This window comes from Armatimonas sp. (genome assembly GCF_031410135.1).
Taxonomy (GTDB): Bacteria; Armatimonadota; Armatimonadia; order Armatimonadales; family Armatimonadaceae; genus Armatimonas.
Genome location: NZ_JANNYP010000350.1, coordinates 1 through 23,348, shown reverse-complemented (window position 1 = coordinate 23,348; position 23,348 = coordinate 1). Strand labels below are relative to the sequence as shown.

At 60.4% G+C, this 23,348-nt stretch carries 22 protein-coding genes; 7 read left to right on the top strand and 15 right to left on the bottom strand.

Translation table 11 applies throughout. The annotated features are described in order from the left end of the window. Positions 1-221 (bottom strand): prepilin-type N-terminal cleavage/methylation domain-containing protein (locus RMO15_RS12870; RefSeq protein ID WP_309713070.1); only part of this gene is annotated, 221 nt, incomplete at its 3' end. A gap of 40 nt (positions 222-261) precedes the next feature. Continuing rightward, positions 262-1,152 carry an alpha/beta hydrolase gene (locus tag RMO15_RS12865; protein ID WP_309713067.1) on the bottom strand — a complete coding sequence of 297 codons (891 nt, stop codon included), beginning with the start codon at positions 1,150-1,152 and terminating at the stop codon, positions 262-264. Between the two features lie 454 nt (positions 1,153-1,606). On the opposite strand from RMO15_RS12865, the gene RMO15_RS12860 reads away from it, so the two are divergent. After that, entirely contained in the window at positions 1,607-4,270 is a 2,664-nt protein-coding gene (locus tag RMO15_RS12860) for a valine--tRNA ligase (RefSeq protein ID WP_309713063.1), read from the top strand. A 160-nt stretch (positions 4,271-4,430) separates the two neighbouring features. Here the strand turns inward: RMO15_RS12860 and RMO15_RS12855 are convergent, their stop codons facing one another. After that, the gene (locus tag RMO15_RS12855; protein ID WP_309713061.1) at positions 4,431-5,594 is read right to left on the bottom strand and encodes a hypothetical protein; all 1,164 of its coding nucleotides are present in this window, start codon (positions 5,592-5,594) and stop codon (positions 4,431-4,433) included. A 9-nt stretch (positions 5,595-5,603) separates the two neighbouring features. Then, positions 5,604-6,812: a folylpolyglutamate synthase/dihydrofolate synthase family protein gene (locus RMO15_RS12850; RefSeq protein WP_309713058.1), complete on the bottom strand. Its 1,209-nt coding sequence runs from the start codon at positions 6,810-6,812 to the stop codon at positions 5,604-5,606. Positions 6,813-6,874: 62 nt separating this feature from the next. Here RMO15_RS12850 and RMO15_RS12845 point away from each other — a divergent pair, with 62 nt between their 5' ends. Both RMO15_RS12845 and RMO15_RS12840 read left to right on the top strand, forming a co-directional pair. Then, positions 6,875-7,267, top strand: coding sequence for a prepilin-type N-terminal cleavage/methylation domain-containing protein (locus RMO15_RS12845; protein WP_309713055.1), 393 nt, complete (start codon positions 6,875-6,877; stop codon positions 7,265-7,267). Between the two features lie 45 nt (positions 7,268-7,312). Further along, positions 7,313-7,687: a prepilin-type N-terminal cleavage/methylation domain-containing protein gene (locus tag RMO15_RS12840; RefSeq protein WP_309713053.1), complete on the top strand. Its 375-nt coding sequence runs from the start codon at positions 7,313-7,315 to the stop codon at positions 7,685-7,687. Here the strand turns inward: RMO15_RS12840 and RMO15_RS12835 are convergent. From RMO15_RS12835 to RMO15_RS12825, 3 genes are read right to left on the bottom strand one after another with little or no spacing between them, the layout of a single operon-like run. Continuing rightward, positions 7,684-8,463 carry an alpha/beta hydrolase gene (locus RMO15_RS12835; protein ID WP_309713050.1) on the bottom strand — a complete coding sequence of 260 codons (780 nt, stop codon included), beginning with the start codon at positions 8,461-8,463 and terminating at the stop codon, positions 7,684-7,686. The two genes, RMO15_RS12840 and RMO15_RS12835, sit on opposite strands and share 4 nt — an antisense overlap. Next, positions 8,460-9,866 carry a M14 family metallopeptidase gene (locus RMO15_RS12830; protein ID WP_309713047.1) on the bottom strand — a complete coding sequence of 469 codons (1,407 nt, stop codon included), beginning with the start codon at positions 9,864-9,866 and terminating at the stop codon, positions 8,460-8,462. The genes RMO15_RS12835 and RMO15_RS12830 overlap by 4 nt, the downstream gene beginning before the upstream one ends. A 9-nt stretch (positions 9,867-9,875) precedes the next feature. Then, on the bottom strand, positions 9,876-10,040 hold the full coding sequence (locus RMO15_RS12825; RefSeq protein WP_309713044.1) for a hypothetical protein: 165 nt from the start codon (positions 10,038-10,040) through the stop codon (positions 9,876-9,878). A gap of 78 nt (positions 10,041-10,118) precedes the next feature. On the opposite strand from RMO15_RS12825, the gene RMO15_RS12820 reads away from it, so the two are divergent. Together RMO15_RS12820 and RMO15_RS12815 are read left to right on the top strand one after the other, a co-directional pair. Beyond that, complete coding sequence (locus RMO15_RS12820) at positions 10,119-12,044, top strand: ATP-dependent DNA helicase RecQ (RefSeq protein ID WP_309713042.1); 1,926 nt, start codon at positions 10,119-10,121, stop codon at positions 12,042-12,044. Between the two features lie 34 nt (positions 12,045-12,078). Then, positions 12,079-12,702 (top strand): DedA family protein, encoded by a 624-nt coding sequence (locus RMO15_RS12815; protein ID WP_369016106.1) that lies wholly within the window; start codon positions 12,079-12,081, stop codon positions 12,700-12,702. On the opposite strand, the gene RMO15_RS12810 is transcribed toward RMO15_RS12815, so the two are convergent. The 4 genes from RMO15_RS12810 to RMO15_RS12795 all read right to left on the bottom strand — a co-directional run bounded on the left by RMO15_RS12810 (position 12,671) and on the right by RMO15_RS12795 (position 17,949). Continuing rightward, complete coding sequence (locus RMO15_RS12810) at positions 12,671-13,513, bottom strand: WD40 repeat domain-containing protein (RefSeq protein ID WP_309713036.1); 843 nt, start codon at positions 13,511-13,513, stop codon at positions 12,671-12,673. The two genes, RMO15_RS12815 and RMO15_RS12810, sit on opposite strands and share 32 nt — an antisense overlap. Then, a complete protein-coding gene (locus RMO15_RS12805; protein ID WP_309713032.1) occupies positions 13,510-14,790 on the bottom strand; it encodes a DUF1501 domain-containing protein in 1,281 nt (426 codons plus the stop codon). Before RMO15_RS12805 ends, RMO15_RS12810 begins: the two co-directional genes overlap by 4 nt. Further along, positions 14,780-16,789: a DUF1549 domain-containing protein gene (locus RMO15_RS12800; protein ID WP_309713029.1), complete on the bottom strand. Its 2,010-nt coding sequence runs from the start codon at positions 16,787-16,789 to the stop codon at positions 14,780-14,782. The genes RMO15_RS12805 and RMO15_RS12800 overlap by 11 nt, the downstream gene beginning before the upstream one ends. A 149-nt stretch (positions 16,790-16,938) precedes the next feature. Continuing rightward, positions 16,939-17,949, bottom strand: coding sequence for a hypothetical protein (locus RMO15_RS12795; protein WP_309713026.1), 1,011 nt, complete (start codon positions 17,947-17,949; stop codon positions 16,939-16,941). Positions 17,950-17,989: 40 nt separating this feature from the next. On the opposite strand from RMO15_RS12795, the gene RMO15_RS12790 reads away from it, so the two are divergent. Then, a complete protein-coding gene (locus RMO15_RS12790; RefSeq protein WP_309713023.1) occupies positions 17,990-18,937 on the top strand; it encodes a phytanoyl-CoA dioxygenase family protein in 948 nt (315 codons plus the stop codon). 3 nt (positions 18,938-18,940) lie between these two features. After that, positions 18,941-21,001, top strand: a complete 2,061-nt coding sequence (locus tag RMO15_RS12785; RefSeq protein WP_309713021.1) for an adenylate/guanylate cyclase domain-containing protein — start codon at positions 18,941-18,943, stop codon at positions 20,999-21,001. On the opposite strand, the gene RMO15_RS12780 is transcribed toward RMO15_RS12785, so the two are convergent. The 4 genes from RMO15_RS12780 to RMO15_RS12765 all read right to left on the bottom strand — a co-directional run. Continuing rightward, positions 20,924-21,748, bottom strand: a complete 825-nt coding sequence (locus RMO15_RS12780) for a hypothetical protein (protein ID WP_309713018.1) — start codon at positions 21,746-21,748, stop codon at positions 20,924-20,926. The two genes, RMO15_RS12785 and RMO15_RS12780, sit on opposite strands and share 78 nt — an antisense overlap. Beyond that, entirely contained in the window at positions 21,745-22,035 is a 291-nt protein-coding gene (locus RMO15_RS12775; RefSeq protein WP_309713015.1) for a DUF1905 domain-containing protein, read from the bottom strand. The genes RMO15_RS12780 and RMO15_RS12775 overlap by 4 nt, the downstream gene beginning before the upstream one ends. A gap of 22 nt (positions 22,036-22,057) precedes the next feature. Next, the gene (locus RMO15_RS12770; RefSeq protein ID WP_309713012.1) at positions 22,058-22,771 is read right to left on the bottom strand and encodes a DNA helicase; all 714 of its coding nucleotides are present in this window, start codon (positions 22,769-22,771) and stop codon (positions 22,058-22,060) included. A gap of 143 nt (positions 22,772-22,914) precedes the next feature. Continuing rightward, on the bottom strand, positions 22,915-23,348 hold a 434-nt coding region (locus RMO15_RS12765), incomplete at its 5' end, for a DUF5990 family protein (protein WP_309713009.1).

The window sequence follows — 23,348 nt, the reverse complement described above, 5'->3', positions numbered from 1 at the left end:
CGATCAATTACCCATGCATTGTTTTTGCAGCGTAAGATCACGGTGGCGCGAGGCTTTTTATTTTCCATGAAGTGATCGTGCGCAAGCGCCGTTAAAGCTCCGTTAATTCGAATTTTATTGCTTCCCCACGCACCGACGACGACGGGGAATAATATGGCGGCCAAAATCGCGATAATCGCGATGACGACGAGTAGCTCAATCAGAGTAAATCCACGCTTCACAACGTAATTATAGCCTGTCCGAGGCGCAGAATCATTAGGACTACGTGAGCCAGTTGCGCACCGCGCTATAAAATCGCTCGTCGTCTGGGGAGACGTGGTGATCTCCCTGGAGAACTAGCAGATGCTTCGGGGCATTGGCCCGCGCGTGAAGCCTCTCTCCCAGAATTGATGGACAGAGAGTATCGTCGCTGCCGTAGATGAACAGAGTTGGTACGTGGATATGAGGAAGCTTGCTGAGATTATCAAAACGGTGGCGCACCAGTGGGCCGAGCCGGATCTTGTAGAGCCCCCGCGCCATGTCAGGGATGGAGCAGAACGTCCGTGAGAGAATCAGGGCACTCACCGTCGGATGCCGCCGCGCCAGCTCCGTTGCGACCCCACCGCCCAGTGACTTTCCTAGAAGCACGATTTGCTCCTCCGCGAATCCCTGCGTTTTGAGCCACGCCAGTGCGGTCTCACCCGACGCGTAGCAACTACGCTCGCTGGGGGAACCGGGCGACTTGCCAAAGCCGGGGTAGTCAAAGGCGAGGATGCTGATCTCAAGTGCCTGACGGAGCCCTTCCGCCGAAGCAATTCGATGGCCTAAGTGTCCCGCGTTGCCGTGGCAGTAGAGCAGGGCTTTCGTCTGGCCGGGAGCCGGGAACCAGAGCGCGTGAACACTTGGATTACCTTCCAGCCAGAGCTCCCGAGCGTCGTGGGGAAGCTGTAGCGGCAGGTCACGCAGTAGCTCACTAGGGGCGAAGATCAGGTGCGCTTGCATCACAGTCAGCACCACAAGCGCCGCGATCACGAAGAAAACGGCCTGTGTGACAAGCCAGAGGGGGAATGCAAGAGAGTCGGGCAGGAGGCGATTTCCGCCTGCCATCACGCCCCAGCCCAGCACCAGGGAGAGAGCAGTATCGCGGAGCAGACGGAGATGGCGTCGGGACATGGCCTATTTTACCCCTGGAAATTGCACGGACAACGGGCTATAATCTCTCTACAACTTGACAGTCGCCATTTTGACGAAGGAAGAGTAGGCAGGTTTCCCCCACCAGAGAGTCGCAGTCACCGGCTGAGAGCTGCGATAGGGACGAGCTTGCTGAATGTCGCCTTCTGAGTGGAGACGGGCTGCGCCCGAAACAGCGCACGAAAGTGCGTCGGTGGAATCACCGACGAACCGGGGTGGTACCGCGCGATCTCTAAATTTTTCTGGAGCCTCGCGTCCCTGGGCTATGTCGCCTGGGGACGTGGGGCTTTTTGTTCGCCCGCCCCGTGAACAGGGCGTGAAGTGGCGCAAGCGCCGCAAAGCCCGTGCCGGGCTCCCGAATCTACAGCCCGGCACGGGCTTCGCAGCCGAAGGCTACTGCAGACGCCGGTTTCCAACCGGCGGAGGAAAAAGGTATATGGAACTCGCAACACGCTACGAACCGCAGGAAGCCGAGGCGGCGATCTACGCCCTCTGGCTGGCAAATCATTGTTTTAAGGCGACCCCGGACAGCCGGACGCCGTACTGCATCACGATCCCCCCGCCCAATGTCACGGGGGCACTGCACATGGGCCACGCCCTCAACCACACCGTGATGGACACGCTGGGACGCTGGAAGCGCATGCTCGGCTTTAATGTCTTAATTCTGCCCGGAACCGACCACGCGGGAATCGCGACGCAGGCCGTGGTGGAGAAGAAGATTCGCGCCGAGGAGAAGAAGACCCGCCATGACTTAGGCCGCGAGGCATTTGTGGAGAAAGTGTGGGAGTGGAAGGAAGAATACGGCAATAAGATCGTCTCCCAGATGCAGCGCCTCGGGGCAAGCTACGACTGGGATCGCCTGCGCTTCACGATGGACGAGAGCTACGTGGAGGCGATTCACACCGTTTTCGAAAAACTCTACACCGACGGCTATATCTACATCGGGGAGCGGATGGTGAACTGGTCGCCAGGCTTCCAGAGCGTGATCTCTGATATCGAGATAGATAACCGCGAGGAAGACGGCTCGCTGTGGCACCTGCGCTACCCGTACTCCGATGGCAGTGGGCATATTATCGTGGCAACAAGCCGCCCCGAGACAATGCTGGGTGACACGGCGGTGGCAGTGAGCCCCAAGGACGAGCGCTACAAAGCGGTGCTGGGCAAGACCATCACGCTGCCGCTTGTGGGCCGCGAGATTCCCGTGCTCGCCGATGACTTTGTGGACCCCGCGTTTGGAACCGGCGCGGTGAAGATCACCCCATTCCACGATCCCAACGACTACGAAATGGGCAATCGGCATGGCTTGGAGCGTATCGAGGTCATCGGCCCCGATGCCAAGATGACCGCGCACGCCGGAGCCTATGCCGGGCTGGATCGCTTCGAGGCCCGCAAGCGTATCGTGGCGGACTTGGAGGCGCTGGGCTTGGTGGAGAAGATCGAGCCCTACCGTCATGCTGTGCCCTACTGTGATCGGTCGGGGGCCGTGATCGAACCGCGCCCGTCGTCGCAGTGGTTCTGTAAGATGGGCGGCACGGAGATGGTGAACACGTCCATTGAGGTGGTACGCGACGGCTCGATTCGATTTCTGCCCGAGCGCTACCGCGAGCTGTATCTGCGCTGGATGGAGAACATCCGCGACTGGCCCATCTCCCGCCAGCTCTGGTGGGGCCATCGGCTGCCCGTGTGGCGCAAGACCGATGCCAACCCGGAGGAGGCGAGTAGCTGGGTCTTCGCACGCACCAAAGCCGAGGCGGAGGCCAAGCTTGCCTCGCCGGACATTCTCCAGTCCGACGATGTGCTCGATACGTGGTTTAGCTCCGCGCTCTGGCCGTTTGCGACACTGGGCTGGCCGCACACCGAGGCGGATCTTAACTACTACTACCCGACCAGCTTGCTCTCGACGGCTCAGGAGATTCTCTATCTCTGGGTGGCGCGCATGATCATGACCGGCGAGCTCTTTATCGGCAAGAAGCCCTTCGACGATGTGTACATCCACGCGACGGTTCTCGATGAGCACGGGCGGCGGATGTCGAAATCCAAGGGCAACGGCATTGATCCCGTGGAACTGATCGACCTCTACGGAGCCGACGCGCTGCGCTTCGCCCTTGCCCGTGAGGCGGGTCAGCGCCAGGACATTCGCTTCAAGCCCGTGAAGGCAGGCAAACAGGAGCAGGTCGAGCAGGCGCGCAACTTCGCCAATAAGATCTGGAACGCGTCCCGCTTTGTGATGATGAACCTGGAGGGGTTTGAGCCGTCGGCGGCAGCGCCGACACCTACCACACTCGTAGATCGCTGGATATTGTCCCGTCTCGCGACCACGGTTGATGCTGTAAACGAGGGCTTTGCGACCTATAATATTGACGATGCCTCCCGTGCGCTCTACGAGTTCTTCTGGAGCGACTTCTGCGACTGGTACGTGGAGGCCGCAAAGCCAAGATTCGCGGCGGGCGATGAAAGCGCCAAGACTGTTCTCTGGTTTGTTCTGGAGCGTGCCCTGCGCCTGCTTCACCCGATCTTGCCGCACCTCACCGAGACCCTCTGGCAGGCACTTCCGGGCGCAAAAGAAGCGGCAGGCTGCGACTTCCTGATGCAGGCCGCGTTCCCGCAGGATCTTCCGTACCGGGATGAGGCCGCCGAGGCCGAGTGGGAGATGGTGCAGGAGATCACGGTGGCGATTCGCAATGTGCAGGCGGTCAACAACCTCAAAAAAGGCGGCGAGGCGTTTGTGGCAGCGACCAACCCCGATGTTCTGGAGGGCAATCGCGCAATCATCGAGTTCCTGACCCGCTTCACGCTAGTGATTGGGGACGGGCCGAGCGATGGCTACTTGCAACCCACGCGCTTTGGGGATGTGCGCCTGCCGCGCCCCGAAGTCACACCCGAGGAGCTTGCTACGGAGAAGCTACGCATCGAGAGTGATCTGGCAAAGATCGAGCTTGATCTTGGCGTGCTCAACAAGCGCCTCGACGATCCCAGCTTCGCCGAGCGTGCTCCCGAGGCCGTGGTGACAAAAACTCGGACACAGCATGCGGAGCTTCTCGATAAGCAAAGCAAGCTCACTGAGCGACTCGGGCAGCTCTCCACCCCGTCCGCCCAATAAATTAGGCGTCGTCAGTGGCACTTCGTGCCGCAAAGCCCGTGCCGGGCTACAAAATTGCGCCCCCCTTCGCGAAGCCGGAGGGGGTGGCCGAGTTCCACGAGGCCGGGGGAGGTTAGCCCGGCACGGGCTTCGCAGCCGTAGGCTATTGCAGCCACGGATTTCAATCCGTGAGCAAATCAGCGAAGCGGCTGGTGTCCACGGTGGAGAAGCTTAGGAAACCCGCTTGGGCGTTCTCGTCCTTGTACTCTGCCAGGAGCGCGGCGCTGTCGCGCTCCCAGGTGAAGCTCTTCTTGCCTATGGCTTTCTGGATCATCTGGCTGAGGCGCACGCTGTCTTGCTGAGCGAGGCGCTCCAGGGCAAAGACAGGGACATCGGGTAGCTCGACATACTCCTGAACAATCTGGCGGTGGTAGCCCTTCGCCGCCAGAGCGGGCTTTTCAAACGCCTCTAAGATCGTCCCATATTCTGGGAACATGCACAGACCCTGCTCTGGGTGCGCGATCAGGCCGATACTGGTGAACTCTGCCTCTTCCAGATCAGTGGGGGGCAGGGGAAGCTCGGGCGTCTCTCCCACGCGCTCCGCGATTGTCTTGCCGTCGGGGCCTTTGTGGACAAACGTGTGGTGGTGAAAGAAGCGCTGGAGGGTCTCGGGGAGCTCTTCGGGAGCGATGACGATGATCTCTCCGCTGAAACACTCGATGAACGAGGCGCAGAACTCGCGGGCTTGCTCACGGCTTGCGGCAAGGCGCTCGGGCTTGCGGAAGGCACTAACCGGGTCGGCTTGTAGAAGCTCTTGTGCACTCTCCAGAGCATCGCTGGCTTCGTCGGGCGTGAACAGGCGCTGCTCGCCGCTCAGCATCCAGTAGGTCTCCAGCGGGACGAGCCCACTGAAGAAAAAGTGCCGCACTTTGAACGGGGCCGCGCCCTCGGTACCGTGGTTGGAGACCACCGAGTAGGTAATGTCGTCCACGAGGTTGTAGGCACTGATGACCCCGTTCTCGACACTCTCGATATAGAAAATCCCCTCGCGCCGGTCGCTCCAGCTTGCCAGAAGCGTCTGCTCCTCGGGCGAGAGCGTCTTTTTCTGCGTCTTGAGGAATCTCTGACGCGGCGTCAGTCCGTCGGGGAGCTGCCACTCAAAGAGAAACGACTCTAAGAGCGAGATCAGCGCATCGTCGGGGATGTCGTCGGGGCCCATCACGCCCTCGGTCATGTCGAGCACCATCTCCTCGAACTGCTCGCTCATTTTGGGGGTCTGGCCAAAGGCCACCAGCTTCTGCTTCAACGTGCCTGCACACTCCAGCAGTGTCTCTAAATCTTTCATGGGCCTATTTTACCCAGAACGAAGCGCTTCTGGGGTCTCGCCGACGACATAGAATGAGCCGGTGACGACCACGCGTAGGGGGCTTTTGAGGGCTTCGTGGATGGCTTCGGGGACGCGTGGGATGCACTGGAAACTCAGGCCCAGTGCGTTGGCGGCGGCAATCACCTCGGCGATAGGCGTGGGCTTAAACGATGGCTCTGTGGCGATCAGCGAGTCTATCAGGGGAACTAGCTCCGCGAGAAAGGGGCCGGGGGCGTGACTCTGCTTCGAGCCCATTACAAACGTGAACTTCTCCCCTGGAAACTCCTCACGTAGCGCCGCCGCTAGTGTCCGGGCACCGTCTTCGTTGTGTGCACCGTCTAAGATCAGCCGCCTGCTCTGGCAGAGCTGGAAGCGACCGGGAAGTGTTGCCGTTTCCAGACCTTGCTGAATGGCCGCCTCGGGGATGCCCAGCACCCGTGCGATACAAGTCGCTGTACTCGCATTGACCCGCTGGTGGGGGCCACGGAGCGCCAGATGAGTGCCGCTAGGAAGCTCAGTGCCGGAGACGCGGCACAGTGGGACGTCTTCAAGCGCCGCCTTTGTCTGAATTGCCGCCAGTGCCTCGGGCTCTGTCACCGGGGTCACACAGGCGCGTGTGCCGCGCTTGAGAATCCCCGCTTTCTGGCTCGCAATCTCCCCGAGCGTGTTTCCCAGCAGGCTCATGTGGTCAAAGCCAATGCTCGTGATCGCGGCCACGAGGGGAGGGGGGATGATATTCGTGGAGTCGTAGGTGCCTCCGATCCCCACCTCGATCACCGCGAAGTCTACGCTCATCTCCGCGAAGTGCTTAAAGGCCACCGCGGTCTTAAGCTCAAACTCCGTAATTGCCCCATGCTCGCCGTTGGTGTCCATGGCTTCTACATACGGGGCGAGTTCACTGACTTGCCGGACAAGATCTGCCTCTGGGATCGGAAGGCCATTGACCATCCAGCGCTCTCGGACATCAAAGACATAGGGAGAGAGGTAGGCACCGACGGAGTAACCGGCGGCTTGAAGAATCGCGGAGGTCATGGTGGTAACGGAGCCCTTGCCATTGGTTCCCGCTACATGGATAATTGCTAGTTTTTCTTGAGGAGAGCCCACAGCTTCGAGTAATAACTTGAGGCGCGTAGGGTCTTTTTTAGGGGAAAATAGGATTCGATTTGAGAGAAAACGAACCGCCTGATCAAAAGTCACGCAATATTCTACCCTGCCTGTCCACTGAGGGTAATTTTTATCCTGCCGATAATAATTGTACTATGGAACAGCCTGATACGAAAAAACGAGGTCGCGCAGGATTTACCTTGATTGAGATCATGGTGACCCTCATGATTGTCACTACCCTCATCGGAATTGCCGTTCCAAACTTCTTGCGTGCTCGTGAAATCTCACGGTCACGTGCTTGTATTAAGAACTTACGAACCATTACCGTCGCCAAAGAGCAGTATGCGATGGACAATCACTTGTCTGCAGGAGCGACGATGCCTGCCCTCTCTGCCCTTTGTGGTAATGGAACGACTGACTATATTCGAGGAGTTGGGCCTGTCTGTCCTGCTAATGGGACGTATACGCTAGGGAATCTAGCCACAGACCCTACCTGCTCGGTCGGGACTAACGGAGCAAACCCTACTGCACCCCATGTCTTACCCTAAATAGATCTTTGGAACAAACCTATAATTTTACATAGGATATAGTTCATGAAGATTGTTCGTACTAAACGCAAAGCCTTTACTCTTGTTGAAGTGATGATGGTCTCTACCATTGTCAGTGTGATTTTTGCAATCGCATCCCCTAGTATTCGTCGAACACGTGAGGTTGCCCAGGCGCGTTCCTGTATGCGTAACCTGCGGCAGATTGACTCCGCCAAGGAGCAGTACGCCATGGACAACCGCCTGGCGCAAGGAGCCACGATGCCCGCGCTTTCAGTATTTTGTGGAGCAGGGACAACCACCTATATCAAGGGGGGAGCTCCTGCTTGCCCCCGTGGTGGTACCTACACGGTCAATAATCTTGGCACCGATCCCGCTTGCTCAGTCGGAGCAGCGGCGCTGGTTGCGCATGTGCTGCCCTAAACGAGAAACTCTGCTGCTAGACGCTTGAACTCTGGTGAGAGCACAAGGCTGAGATGGTCCGTGTTCGGCACTGTTACAAACTCCGCGTTTGGGAGCGCTTCTCGCAAAAGCTGTGTCTCCGGCATAAAGGTATCGTTCTCCGCAAGAATCACGCGCGTCGGGACGCTTAGAGGGCGAGGATCATCCACGCGCCCCGGCCAGCCTGGCCCACGCATCATCGCCGCCAGCGCTCGTAAGTCGTTGTTGGTCTTGGCCGCAAAGCTGCGAAACTGCCTCCCGACCGGCGACTCTATTGTCTCAGGGCTCTCCGTCTCCAGCGCCTGCGCAATGATGCTAGGAAGTATCGGGATGTTTTTCGTCCGCAGCACTTTATCCCCAACTCCCGCCAGCACCAGCCGCCGCACGCGCTCGGGATGCAGCATGGCGTACTGGAGCGCGAGCCCACCGCCCATCGAGAAGCCCAGAATGTCCATTGGCGCGGCATTTTCCGCGTCTTGGACAGCGGCAATATCGCGGCAGAGCTTAGCGGGCCAGTAGGCATCGTAGGTGTGGAACTTGCTGCTCTTGCCGTGCCCCCGAAAGTCCGGCCCAATCACTTTGCGCCCCGCCTCCACAAAAGCCTGCGTCCACCCGACCCCGTGCCAGTTTCGCCGAAACGAGCTAGAGAAGCCATGGAGAAGCATCACGGGCGGGCCAGCGCCGTGCACTTCGTAGCGAATCGTCACGCCCTCTGTTGCATCGGTCTGTAAGTCGTGCGTCGAAAACTCCCAGCTCATTTTGGGGGCACCCGCACCAGAGACTCGCTACTTGTCAGCCCCCAGGCAACCAGACCATCGAGGCTCTCGGGCTCCAGCAAGTGAAAGAGTAGCGCCTGAAGCGGCTGGTCGGTCGCGAAAAGCCTGCCAGATACACTTCCCTTGGCGGGCTTCCACTCGCCCTCTAGTTGTACGAGTTTATGACCCTGAAACGCAGCTCTGCCCTCGGTTTTCTGGAGCACCGAAAAGCGCTCATAGCCACTCGAAAGTGTGGCTGGGCGACTCTTAAGTCCCTGACGCTCCAGTAACGCAAGCACGCCTGAGTCAGTCACAAGATAGCCCTTCGGCACCGCTCGGCTCTTGCTTGCCTTAAACCGATCTAGGACGGGCATCATGACTTGCTCTAGCTCTTTGGGTGCTTTGCGATGATCCACCTCGGCATCTGAACCGAGTTTTTCCAACGGAATCGTCTCTGTGCCACGCACTGCCATCTCGAAGCGCACGCCTAGCTCGCTCCGGCGGCGCTTGTCGGCGTCCTTGACCAGCTTCAGGATTTTTGCGCTGTCTTTGGCGGCTTCCTCTAAGATTGCCAGCACAAAGTCATAGGTCACTTTGACGCGTGTCTCAAAGGGCAGAAAGCTGACGGCCTCGGAGAGGATCGAGAGCCGACCGCGCAGGCCCGCGTAGTTGGTGACGTAGCGTGGCTCCTCCCCAAATGTCGCCCAGACGCGCTCGGCACCGCGCCGCTCGACATTGCCGTAGTCAAAGAGCTTCCAGGCTTTCTCTGTCTCCAGGCGCTTTCGCACGATCGGAAGCAGCGAGTCGCGGACGTAGCCGAGCACACTGGGGTCAGAGTTGGGGTTGAGGGGCGGAGAGTAGGTGAGGTGGTAGCCGTGACGCGTGCCATTGGTGGTGTGCAGATCCATGACAACCGCCGGGTCATGCTTGAGATAGACATGCTCCAGCACCCCGCGCATCTCCGGCGACTCCGCCTTCATGCAGTCGCGATTCATATCCAGCCCCGCACCATTGGGACGCTCCCCGATCTTCTCCGGCCCATCTTGCGAGCCCCGGTTGCGCTTGCCGTCTCCCCATTTCTCGTTGCCGTCGCAGTTGTAGATCGGGCAGATGATGAGTGTTAGCTTTTCCAAAAGTTTGGAATGGCTCTTTGGCAGATCACGTAGCAGCATCAGCGCCGCCTCTTTTCCTTCCACCTCGCCGCCGTGGATATTGGCCTGGATGTAGACCTTGAGCTTGCCCTTCCCAAGCGTCACTAGGGGCACTTTCCGCCCCTGATCGCTGGTCGCCATCCAGACAATCGGAAGCTTCAGCGCCTCTAAAAACGCAATGACATCGTCGTAGTGGCTCGTCTCGGCGTAGCGCGTGCGCTCGGCACGGGTCTGGGGCAGGGTCTGTTGTGACATACGGCGATTTTACCCGAAGACCGCCCCATGAAATGAGGCGTCTGGGTAGCCTGCGGCTGCAAAGCCCGTACCGGGCTGGGCGAATGCACTGGATGTAGCCCGGCACGGGCTTTGCGGCTGAGGAACGAAGCCATTGCAGACGCCTTCTTCCAGGGGGCGGCGAGAGTGGGGCATACGGCGATTTTACCCCGTGGAAAATAAATCTTCCGGGTTTTATCAGAATCGGGTAGTCTGAGCCGTACTACAGGCGAGATGCAAACAAACACAAAACAACTACTCGAAAAATACTTCGGCTTCTCCGAGTTCCGGCCCGGTCAGGAGCAAGTGGTGGAGACGCTGCTCTCCGGGCGCTCGGCGCTGGCGGTCTTTCCGACGGGCGGGGGCAAGTCGCTGTGCTACCAGCTCCCGGCGCTGTGCTTTGACGGCGTGACAATTGTGGTCTCGCCGCTGATCGCCCTGATGAAAGACCAGATTGATTTTCTCACGGCCCGAGGCATTCCCGCCGCGCGGCTGGACTCGTCGCTGAACCTCGACGAAGTGCGGAGCATAGGCGATGGCTTAGCCAATGGGACGCTCAAGCTGCTCTATGTCTCACCGGAGCGCTTTAACAACGAGCGTTTCTTAGGCCAGCTCCAGCGCACGAAGATCTCGCTGTTTGCCATTGACGAGGCGCACTGCATCTCGGAGTGGGGGCATAACTTCCGCCCGGACTATCTAAAGCTCGCCGATGCCGCCCGTCGCTACGGTGCGGAGCGGGTGCTGGCGCTCACGGCCACGGCGACCCCGCAAGTGGTCAAAGACATTCATGAGGCCTTTGGGATCACCCCTGACGATGGCATCGTGACGGGTTTTTATCGTCCTAACTTGGAGCTTGCCACGAGCCCCGTCATGGCCACGGAGCGCGATGGTGTGCTTCTGCGCGTTCTTAAGCAGCGCCCGCCCGGCCCGAGTATTGTCTATGTGACGCTTCAGAAGACCGCCGAGCGCCTGGCGGAAATGCTCAGTGAGAGCGGCCTGCCCGCCGAGCCCTACCACGCGGGCATGGAGGACGAGCATCGGAGCGCGGTGCAGGAGCGCTGGATGGCTTCTGATCGTGGGATCGTGGTGGCGACCATTGCCTTTGGGATGGGAATTGATAAGAGCAACGTCCGCTATGTCTACCACTACAACCTACCGAAGTCCCTGGAGAGCTACAGCCAGGAGATCGGACGTGCGGGCCGCGACGGGGCAAACTCGGTCTGCCATATTCTTGCTTGCCTCGACGATGTCCCGACGCTGGAGAACTTTGTCTACGGCGACACGCCGACAAGAAACGCGCTTTTCTCGCTGCTCTCGGATCTGCTCTCACGCGGCCCGGAGTTTGATGTCGCGCTCTATGACCTCAGCACCCGCCACGACATCCGCCAGCTCGTGCTGAAGACTATTTTGACCTACTTAGAGCTCAACGGCGTTCTGCGCCAGGGGACGCCGTTCTACGCCGCGTATGAGTTTCGGCCTCTGCCGAACCAGAACCCGGTGAGCATCGCCGCCGCCTTCCCCGAGGCGCACCGCCAGCTTGTCACCGATATCTTCCAAACGGCAAAGCACGGGCGGCTCTGGTACAAGCTCAACCCCGACGAAGCCGCCGAGACTCTGACCGTCGAGCGGGGGCGCATCGTCCGGGTGCTGGAAGTCCTAGAGGAACGTGGTCATATAGAATTGCGCACCGCCGATGTTCGCCAGCGCTTCTTTAGGCTCAATGCCACCGACGACACCGAGGCCCTCACCGACGAGCTAGATGCCCGCTTTGCCTTGCGCGAGAAGAACGAGCTGGTTCGTCTGGCGAAAGTCGTGAAGCTCATCGGGCTGGGAAGCTGCCAGACCAACGCCCTCACGGCCTACTTCGGCGAGCGCCGCACCACGCCCTGCGGCCACTGTTCGTTCTGCCTCACGGGAGAAGCCCAGCGCCTCCCTGAGCCTAGCGAGCGAGGACAGATTCCTGACGCACTCACCCAAGACGTCCAGTCTTTGCGCGACACCTATCCCGAAGCCCTCGGTGAAGAGCGCCAGCTCGCACGTTTTCTGTGCGGCATCACCAGCCCCGCCGTCTCAAAAGCACGCCTTGGTCGCCACAAGTGCTTCGGCATCCTCGAAGACCACCCGTTTGGTAGTGTCTTAGCCTGGCTCGCAGAGGGCTAGGGTATACTGACGCGGCATGGCAAAGATTCTTAATATGATTATTGAGTGGCTCCAGTCTCTGGGGCCACTGGCATACGGTGGGCTTTTTCTGATTATTTTCGTCGAGACTGGTGTCGTGGTGATGCCCTTTCTCCCCGGCGACTCACTCCTCTTCACGGTCGGCGCACTGGCAGCGGGCGAGAAACCAGCGTTCATGCTTGGGGTGCTCTATCCGCTCCTCATGGCGGCGGCGCTACTCGGGGATAACTGCAACTACTTTCTCGGGAAGAAGTTTGGGCGAAACCTTTTCAATAACCCCAACTCAAAAATCTTCAAGCGTGAGAATCTCTACAAGACCGAGGCGTTCTTTGCGAAGCACGGCCCAAAAGCCATCATCATGGCGCGCTTTGTTCCGATAGTCCGTACGTTTATGCCTTTTGTCGCGGGAATGGGCGCGATGACCTACGGGCGCTTCTTAGCTTTCTCCGTGACGGGAGCGATTCTGTGGGTCGGGATCTGCGTGACGGGGGGCTATTTCTTTGGCAACATTCCTTTTGTCAAGAAGAACTTTGAGCTGGTCTTGATCGGGATTATTCTTGTCTCGGTGCTTCCAATGGTTTTCGAGTATCTCCAGCACCAAAAGCAGGCTAAACTGGCAAAGGAAGAGGAGAGCCGGTAAGGGCATTCCAGCGGCGAACCGTCCCGGCAGAGTCGCCGGTGGCGAGCGTCTTGCCATCAGGAGCGACCACGAGGCGCAGGAGCCAGTCTGAGGTGGCTTTCCACTGCGCCACGATGCGGTCTGAGTCGGCCTCGATCACCCGGACAGTGCCCTCTTCGCCGCCGGTGTAGAGCCGTGTGCCATCGGGGGAGAAGGCAAGGCAGAGCACGCTCCCCTCGAAGCCTCGGACAATGCGAATCATCCGCCCGATTCCAGGCTGCCAGAGGCGCACCGTTTTATCCGCACTCGCCGTCGCGCAACGTGGGGAGCCAGGCAGGAGCGTAAGGGCGTAGAGGCGATCCGTGTGCTGGCTGAGAGTGCGCACCAGCTTTCCCGAGGCACTATCAAAGACACGGAGCGAGCCGTCGGTGCAGGCCGTGAGAATCTCGCTTCCGAGTAGGGCAATATCGAGAACCTGCCCCGCGTGACCTTCCAGCTTGCGCTCACCAAAGCGTGCCGTGCCATTGTGGCTAGCCGTGGCAAGAGTCTTGCCGTCGGGGGCAAAGGCCAGAGCAACAATCAGGTCCGTGTGTTGTTTGCGCAGCTCACGTAGCTTGCCCGAGGGCCAGTCGAGCAGGCAGAGTGCGCCGAGCTCACCCGGGGTGCCGCCGCCGACTGCCAGCGTCTTACCATCCAGGGAAAAGGCGAGAGCATGGACTTGGGCCAGAGGCATGGGAAGCTTTTTGCCTTCCACCCAAACCCCGCCGTAGTCCCCCCAGACCAGCGTCTTGCCATCCTGCGCGAAAGCCAGGGCGCTGACCGGCGACCTCATATCAGCTCTTTGAGCATTGTGCCGTCGTTGATGAGGCGCAGGGGGCGGCCATCGGGGTGGCGGTACTCTGTTGCGGGATCTATTCCGAGCAGCGTGAGAATGCTGGCCGTGAGGTCCTCGGGGCGAACCGGGCGCTCGATGGGCGACTCCCCGCTGGCATCGGTCTTTCCAATCACTTGGCCCCCGCGCACGCCGCCGCCTGCTAGACAGGCAAAACCCGCACGGGGCCAGTGGTCTCGCCCCCCGAGCGCATTGAGCTTGGGAGTTCGCCCGAACTCGCCCATCAAGACAACGAGAGTGCTTTCGAGCAGGCCACGCTCCGCAAGATCGGTGAGTAGCGCGGCGTAGGCACGATCCAGCGCGGGGAGCTTGCCACTGCCAGGAAAAAGCGCATCGGGGAGGGTCTTGGCGATATTCTGGTGCGTGTCCCAGCCGCTGTCTACCACGGTCACAAAGCGTGCCCCCGCCTCCACGAGCCGCCGCGCGGTCAGGCAGGCACCGCCGAGCTTACTGCGCCCGTAGCGCTCTTGGAGACTCTGTGGCTCACGAGAGAGATCAAAGGCCGCCTTGGCCTCGGGTGAGGCGATGAGGCGGTAGGCCTGCTCGTAGGCCGCGTCCCGGCTCTTCGTGGCGGCGGTGGCCTCCACTCGCCGAGAGAACCCATCTAGCGTCTCTAAGATGGCCCGGCGCTCGCCAAGCCGCTCCAGAGTGAGGTGCTCGGGGAGTGCCAGATCGCGTGCTTGCGACGGATCACGGCCCACGGTGAAGGGACCAAACGCGCCCGAGAGATAGCCTGGCCCCAGTGCCGGAGTTGCCTCAGGGAGCACGACATACGGGGGGAGAGCCCCACGGCTCTTCGACTCTTTGGCAACAATACTTCCAAGGCTCGGATAGGCCAGCGCGGGGTTGGGCCGGTGGCCAGTGAGCAGAAAATGGCTTCCCGTGTCGTGGTTGCCCAGCTCATGGGTGAGTGAGCGAATCAGCGCGACTTTATCGAGCACTTGGGCCGTGCGTGGCAGGTGCTCCGAGAGAGCGATTCCAGGAATGCGTGTCGGAATGGTCCCAAACGGCCCCCGAACCTCGCTGGGGGCATCGGGCTTTGGATCGAACGTGTCCAGGTGCGATGGCCCCCCGTCCAGCCAGATCAAGATGCACGACTTGCCCCCCTGCCCCTCGGGGGAGGCACTGGCGCGGAGGGCATCACCCAGTGTGAGCCCGAGGGCACTCAGCGCTCCCACAGTTAAGAACTCGCGACGATTGACCCCATCACAGCGCATAAGAAAACTCCCGCGTGTTGACCAGTGCCCAGAGCAAGTCCTCGGCGGCTCTGGGGCGATTTTTCTTGAGGAGTCCCTCCGCATAGCCCCGCTCCGCCGCCGTGGGAAAGCGTGAGAGCGTGCGTAGAAACAGCTCCTCGATGAGAGCCGTGTCCGTGGGATGCGCCGTGAGAAGCTTCTGTGCGCCTCCTTGTACGAGCTTCTCCAGCGGCGCTCCCGCCAGCAAGTGCAGCGCAACCGCAAGCCCGCCTGCCTCGGAGGTCGGGGTGCAGTCCCCTTCGCGGCGGCAGCGCCCCAGAACGTCCAAGGTTGTCGAGGCCACCTCGGGATCTGCCAGCGCAATGGCACGTCCCGGTAGCCCCAGCGAGCCGCCTGTCGCGGAGGCCAGCGCGTCCGCCAGCACCTGCGCACGAAGCGGCTTGAGCAAGGCGTGCGCGAAAACCTCTCCCCCTTTCCCAGCGACGAAGGAGTGCCCGGGAGAGGGGGCAGGGGGAGAGGTTTTACTGCTCTGCTGGTAGGCTTCGGAGAGAGTGAGCTGGCGCAGGGTAGCCCGCAGGTCGAAGCCAGAGCGCGTGAGCTGCTGGGCGAGAGCGGTGAGCACTCTGGGGTGGATCGCGGGGTTTGAGGGGCGCAGGTCGTCCACGGGCTCGACGAGTCCGCGCCCGAAAAGCTCTCTCCAGAGGCGATTGGCCAAGAGCTCGGCAAAGCGCGGCGAGGACGAAGCCCAGGTCGCAAGCTCGGTGTGGGTGGTGAGTGCCTGGTTGGTGCCCAGAGCCCGTGCGGCGAGGGGCTTACCTGTCTTGGGATGGGGAACCTGGCCGGGCCGACCAAACGTGGCGGCGAAGGCATGGTAGTCGGTGCGGGTCCAGCGGTCGTAGGGGTGGTTGTGGCAGCGAGCACACTCCACACGGGTTCCCAGCCAGGTCTTAGCAAAGAACTCCGAGAGATCGCGCGGGTCGCTGGCCGTGCGCCAGAAGCTCTCTTGCTGAGTGAGCAGCTCCGTCAAGAGCGTGTTGAGGGGCTTGTTTGTCGCCACACTCTCCCGGAGCCAGGCGTGGTAGCCTGCCGCCGCTTCTGGGCCAAAGCGCTTCCCCGAAATACGGAGCAAGTCTGCTAGCTTCAATGTCCAGAGATCCGTAAACTCGGGGCGAGAGAGAAGCGCATCAACGAGCTTCGTACGGTCGGGTTTTGCCAGAAAAGCCCGTACCTCGGTGCTTGTCGGAAGCGTTCCTATGAGATCTAAGTGCGCCCGCCGCAGAAACGTCGCATCGTCGCAACGAGGCGCGGGGCTGAGATTGAGGCGGGCCAGCTCCGAAAAGAGCGCGGAATCAATCGGGTTGACTACCGTGCGCTGCGGAGCCGCTTTCCCAGGAAACGGAGCCCCTAGGCGAGCGGCGGCCACTTGCCCCCGGTAGCGCACCATAATGGCGGCGATCCCACTGGCCCGAATGCTCGCCACGCCCGCCTTGTCCACCTGCACCACCGCATCGTCCAAGGTGTCGTAGAGCGCGAGCGTGGTGACATTCTCGGTGGTGCCATCGGTGTAGAGCGCGCTGACGGTGAGCGGCACCGTTGCTCCCACGCCTCGGATCGTCTCACTAGGCGTGACCAAGAGCCGTGTGACATCGCGACCGACTTGCTTGCTCAGTGGGGCACCGGCGGCAAGCCAGCTCTCAATAACGGTATAGCCTTTGCTTCCTCGCTCCAGCCGCACGCCTCCGCCATGCCCTAGGCCACCCGTGGCTTTCTTGAGGAGCAGGCTCTCGCGGGGGCTATCGAGCCGAACCCGCCGCCCCCCAAACTCTCGCACCAGCGCATCGTAGTCGCTCGCCGCATCATCCCCGAGCAAGCTGAGCTTCAGCCCACCGCGCCCAATCGCCGCCCCGTGGCACATTCCCTGGTTGCAGCCCGCCTTGGTGAGCTGTGGCAGGACTTGTGAAGCGAAGTCTAGCCTCTCAACCTCTCCCCCTGCCCCCTCTCCCGGGCGTTCGTTCCTCACTGGGAAAGGGGAAACCGAGTCTGTTGGGCTCCCCTCTCTTCCACAAGGAGGAACGACTGCCCGCACCCAGAGGGTACCCGGGGAGGGGTTGGGGGTGGGAGAGGTTGGCGGCGTCATAAACGCCGTGAGAGCAAGCAGTGCGAGAGCTCTCATCTCTTGAGCTTGTCCACAAATTTCTGCCCCGCGGCTTGGGCGTAGGGCGTGCCGTACTTGAGGTGCAGAACGCGAATCCAGCCGTCGTAGGCTTGCTTCTCTAGCTCGGGCTTGCCCTTGATGTAGGCTGACACTTCTTTAAGCACCTCGTCCACCCGCGTGTCGGCGTTGGCGGGCTGAATAAAAGCGCGGAGCAGTCCGAGGAGCTGCGGGTCGGTGGGAGCGGCACCGGGAAGCGGCCCCGCTGGGGGCGCGGGCTGGCGGCGTGGGGCTTCGGGAGAGGGCGCACCCCGCTGGCCCTTGAGCTCAGACAGCTCTTTTCTCAGCGCGGCAACCTCCGCCTGGAGAGCCGCGACAGCCTCACGCAGCCCTTTTTCGGTGTTGAGATCAAAAGCCGGGCGCTCGGGAGTCATCTCACGCCCTCGCCCGCCAACCCCACCACGCGTCGTCATCCACTTCGCTTCGAGCTCAGCAGGCGTGGGCGGGTTGGTATCGCCGATTGCCTCTGCGATGGCTTTTAGGACTTTGGGGGCATCCGCGATTCCCGGCTGCACCAGCGCAAAGCTTGCCGTGGTCTTGCCACCCTTGCCCACAAGTATAGTGAGTAGGCACTTCTTATTAAGACCGTAGCTCCCCGGCCCCTCCATGCCATCGGGTGAGAGAGTCAGGGGGCTGGCAAGCTTGAGAGACTGCTGCACCAGAGGAACGCGCTTCTCGCCCTCCAGACGGTCATTGTAGAGCACAATATGGTGCAGCGTGAGTGCACTTTTATGCTCCGCACCGTACTGATCCACGACCCGGACCAGAGGCAAGGCGGAGCGCTCTACCCCATGCCAGAAGACCAGAACCGTGGGTTGCTCCCCCGGCGTGAGTGTCAGCTCTTGCGGTGCAGGAACTCCAACGACTTTGAGCACCTTAAAGGCGAGAAGCTTCTCCCCCGGCTGGGGGCCTGAGTAGATGGTATCTTGCGCCCACCACGGCGCAGTGGCGATAATTGCAGGGATCATAGTCGCTATTGTAACGTATTTGGATGCTACAATGCTTGCTATGGAAACGGCCCCGGTGCTGGAGAACTCAATTGCGGTTCCCCGGATTTTAAGCGACGAGCAAGTCGCGTTTTTTGTGGCGAATGGCTACTTGGTTTTAGAGAGCCTGGTGACTTCAGAGGAGGTCGAGGAGCTGCGGCGCGACACGGTCAATCTCGCACGGGGTGGCTACCCGTGCGAGAATCTCCAGCCACTTGCTGCGGAGCTCACCGACGACGAAGCCCTGCGGCGGATTCTCTGCATCCACCAGCCGCACTTTATCAGCCCGGTGATCCAGAAGTATGTCAAGCACGCAAAGATCTGCGGCGCACTCTCGCAAATTACGGCGGCGCACCTGCCGTTCTGGGATGGCTCGGTCAAGTGCATGCAGTCCATGCTCTTTGTGAAGCCGCCGACGTTTCAAGGGCAGGCATGGCACCAGGACGAGATCTATATCCCGACGCGGGATCGCTCGCTGATCGGGGCGTGGATTGCCCTGGATGATGCGACAATAGAGAACGGTTGTCTCTGGGTGATTCCGGGCTCGCACAAGCTAGGCTATCTCTATCCCCAGCGCGATCACAATGACATCGAGGAACATGACTTTGGGAAGCAGAGCTATGGCTTTGACGAGAGCCTTGCCGTGCCCGTCGAGGTGCCGGTGGGGAGTGTTGTGTTCTTCAATGGCTACTTGCTCCATAAGTCGCATAAAAACCGCAGTGAGATCTACCGGCGCGTGCTGGTCAGCCACTACATGAACGCCTGGAGCCTGCTTCCCTGGAGCCTCAAAGACGGTGAGTCCGTGGCGATGGCGGATCGGCGAAGTGTGATTCCCGTGGCGGGCGTGGATCCCTACACCTGGAAGGGCTACGACAACCCGCCCAGCAATGTCTGGCTGCGCACCTGCAAGGCCACTGAGGAACTCAAGATTCCCGAGGAACCCAACACCACCGACGAGCCGTCTGAGTAACGCATGGCTTTTCGGGCATTCTCTCTGCGCACCACGATCACGGCGGCTACACTGACCACACTTACGGTGACATTGTTGGTGGTGTTGGTCAGTACCTACCACCAGTGGCGGCTGACCTCGGAGGAGCTTTCCCAGCAGGTAATTGCGCGAACATCGCAGGTGATTGAGCGGCGCATGAGCCGCCTGCTCTCCACAGCCCAGAGTGCCAGCACCCTTGCCCAGAGCTTTGTTGCACGCCACGAGGCCAAAGGGCTGGACTTTGCCGACTTTGAGAGTATCGGGGAGGATTTCTACAGTGTCACGGCGGCTCTTCCCGAAGTCTCGTACTTGACACTCGGGGTGGAAAGCACGGGAGCGTACTGCCAGCTCCAGCGCTTAGATGATGGCACGCTTCGGATTCAGCACTGTGCTCCTCCGGATAAAAACGCGATTACCCACCGTTTCGAGTGGCTCCATCGCCCCGATGGTAGCCGCCAAAAAGTGACAGACGACACCCGCTGGAAGTACGATCCCCGGCTTCGTCCTTACTACAAAACGGCAGTCAGAGCACAAAAGGCCACTTGGACGGAGACCTACACCTTTGTTGACTCCAAGCGCGGCGATATTGTCGGGGTGACCTATGCCGCCCCCCGCTACGATCCTCAAAAGAAGCTGATCTGTGTAGTCTCTGTGGACTTTACGCTGGAGGATATCACGCGCTTCCTACGGAGTGTCCGGCTGAGCGAGACAGGCTTTGGGTTTATTGTCGAAGAAAAGGGCAGTGCCTCCCAGGTAATTGCCAGCGGGAGTGAGTCTCCTGAGGTTCTGAAAGCAGCCCTCTCGCGCATCACTCGCCAGCGGCCAGGGGAGGCGCTGAAAACGGCGCAGATTACCGTTCGAGGAGCGGACTATCTGATTAGCTGGCGCAGGCTTGCCGAGCCCAATGCCCCGAACTGGGTTGTCTGTACTCTGACTCCCGAAAAAGAGCTGATGGGCAATGTGGATGCTAGCCTTCGCACCACGATCTGGCTGGTGGCTATCGGGGGGCTGATCGGGGTGGGGGCCAGTGTTTGGCTGGCATGGTTTATTGCGGGACGGCTGCGACGGATCACAGGCGAGATGGAGAAGACCCGTCGGCTCCAGCTTGAGCCCGAGACTGCGCTGGGCAAGGGCCGCTTTCTCAATGTGTCCGAAGTGCTTCAGCTTGGTGAGGGCCTGGAGCGACTGAAGGCGAGCCTACGTAGCTTTGAGCGCTTTGTGCCCACCGAGTATGTTCGCGAGCTGATCACCTCGGGGAAAGAGGCTGAGCCGGGTGGCATGCGCACAGAGCTGACCGTCTTCTTTGCCGATCTGGCAGGCTTTACCACGATTGCCGAGTCGAAAGCCCCGGAAGAGGCGGTCGCGATTCTGAGCGAGTTTCTGGAGCTGGTCAGCCGTGAGATTGCGGTGATGGGCGGGATTGTGGATAAGTACAATGGCGACGAGGTAATGGCCTTCTTTCACGGCAAAGACCACGCCACACGTGCCTGCCGCGCCGCGCTACGCTCTCAGGCCGCCATGACCGGCCTGCGCCGTCGGCTCAAGAGCGAGTCACTTTCCATGCGCATCGGGCTTCACACCGGCGAGGCGATTCTGGGTGTGGTGGGCTGTGCAGTGCGCTACAACTACACCATCCTGGGCGACACGGTCAATACGGGCAAGCGGCTCGAAGGCCAGAACAAGGCCTATAAAACCAAGATCATGCTGAGCGAGGCAACCCTGAATCAGACAGAAGACAGCTTCCTAACACGCTCTCTAGACTTCCTCACCGTGATTGGTAAGACTGAGGCGCTACGCGTTTTTGAGCTGATGGACTCGCGCGAGGGAGCGGAGCCCGCGAAGCAAGCCCTTGCAACGCAGACTGAGCAGGCTCTGGTAGCCTACCTCCAGCGCGACTTCGCTCAAGCCCAGCGGCTCTGTGAAGCGACTCTGGCGGCCCATCCCGATGATGGCCCCACGGCGGTGCTCCTAGCCCGTGCTCGCGCGTTTGAAAAAGACCCACCGCCCCTCGATTGGAACGGGGTCTGGCAGGCGACAGAGAAGTAGACTAAAGTACCCCAGGATTGGCCCCACACCAAAGCCAAGCAGCGGCATGGGCGTGAGCTGACGGTAGGCAAAGAAATAGATCGCAAGGTAGTAGATCGCAACGGGAGTCTGTCCTAGGCGAAGGAGCACAACAACAGGCAGGGCGAGCGCGATGAGAGCGGCCATCAGGGCAATGGGACTCACGGTAAGGGCGAGTGCCAGAACTCCCTCGACATAGAGAACCGGTTCCAGCGGATCGGGGCGGAGCCAAACGACCGTCGCAGCGCCCGCCAGAGCGACACTCATGCCGATGCGAGCAAGCCCGGAAAGATGCATACGGAGAAGCACAGTCACACCGGCAAGAGCAAATGCCGTGGCCTGCGATGCATCGGGCTGGGCGGCAAGGGCGGCGGCGATTAGCAGGAGAATAACCCCGCCACTTCGTGCTTGTGGTAAAAGAAGCACAGTGCTGGGGAGCACCACCGACGCGATATAGAGCCGAAAACCACCGGCCCCCAGCCAGCGCTGGGGGCCGGTGCTGGGGAGCAATAATGGCAGCGCAATCAGCACCGCCGCAACGATAAGTGCGCGGTCGCGGGACTTGTCTGTGAGGGCGCGAGGCTTGCGGGAAAAAAGGGCACAGGCCAATGCCACGATACAGAAAACTATTGCCTGCTGGGCTATCTGTCCTGAGGGAGCCCCACCTCGGTGCATCAGATAGAGACTCCCCAGAAACGCAGGGATCGCCGCGAGGATCAGAGGACTCATGGCACGCTTATCTCTAAGTGAACCGTCACCGTGTCGTCTATTTCCAAGCGCTCCGCCTTTCGCACCACGTCTTTGAGCGGGACGATATAGCCGCCGTTCTTAGGCCACAACGAGGTTTTATAGGTAGTCTCGCCGATGGTCACCATCGCCGGGATCATGCCCCAGCCGTAGGTCACTAGCCCCGAGATCGCCTTGATGTGATCGCACTCTTGCTCAGGGACGGTGACAAAATGAAACGGCGCGGGGCCGCGCCACTCCCAAATGGGGCCGCTAAACGTCAGGATCATGCCGAGATTGTACCGCGGGTCTTCAACCGCCAGCGATAATTTGCATCTTGCCTTGGTGAAGAAAACACATCCGGTCAAAGAGGCTCAGATCCAGCGGATTTGGCAGGCGCACATCCTCGATTCCCGGGACAGCCTGCTTCTCGGGATCGTAGCTCCGGTTAATCTGCGAGAGGCAGATGACGATAAGCTGGCGCTCGCGTGCGAAGCTACGGAGCTGCTGAACTTGGGTCATGAGGTCTGGGTTCTCCCGACGTTGATCCAGAAGCTGGAGGTAGTCCACGATGACGAGTGTTTTCGCAGGCGCAGTCGCCAGCTTGGCAATCATGTAGTCCGCACAGATTTTGTCGGAGTCGTCCAGAAGGAACCGATCCGTGAATGCTTCTAGCTCTGCACCGAGAGTCTTAAAGCTTTCGATAACATTGCCTCGGGTAAAGTCCAGCGTGAAGAAGGCAGCATGGCCGCCGCGCCGCAGTGTCTGGAGCGCCAGGTCAAGGCTCAGGAGAGTCTTGCCTTGGCCGGGGCGTGATCCTAGGAGCACGAGCTCGCCGGGGCGTAGCTGGGCAAAGAGAGTAGAAGTGGGCTTCTCCGAGACGGTCTTGGCGGAGAGTAGGCTCCACGCCGTAAATCCCTCGCGGCGTGCGATTTGATCCAGCGCTTGGTGAAGAGGAATGTTTTCCCGACGCGTAAGTACCTTGGCCTGTTGCTTCAGGATATAGAGAGGGGCAGAGAGCTGCATAAAAAAACCTCCGGGGTTGAGCATCTTTCGCAGCCCCTCCTTATACGACCGCTCAAGCCTTAGGTTTGATGGTGACCAAGTAACCCTGCACGACAAGTACTTCCCCAGTGGAGGGAGGAGGCGCGGGTATCACGCCAGGGCAACTATACCGCAAGTTCCCAGTTCTGCACAAGGGGAACACTGGCAAAAAACGGCCCACCATCTTTTGCGCTACCTGCAACGCGTGCCACCAACGGCCTCCCCGATTCCAGCGCGGCGTGAACCAGCTCCGCCGAAATGCCCGAGAGGGGAACCTTGGCCCGCCGCGTCCACGCCGAGTCCCGCTGTCCCGCCAGTGTCCCCGAGCGCACGTAGATAAACCGCGCATCCGCCGGGCCTTGCGCAAACTCCCCCGTGAAGCGCACAGGAGTGGCTACAACATCGGCCACAACCAGCGTGAACTCAAAGACCAGCGCGTCACTGAGCGTGGTGGTGCAACTGACTAGGCCTTCGCGTCCCCGTTGCAAGGCAAGAGCCACCCCAGTGGGGGGCTCCACTACCAAGAGTCGAAGCGAAATCTCGACTTTGCTTGTCATGG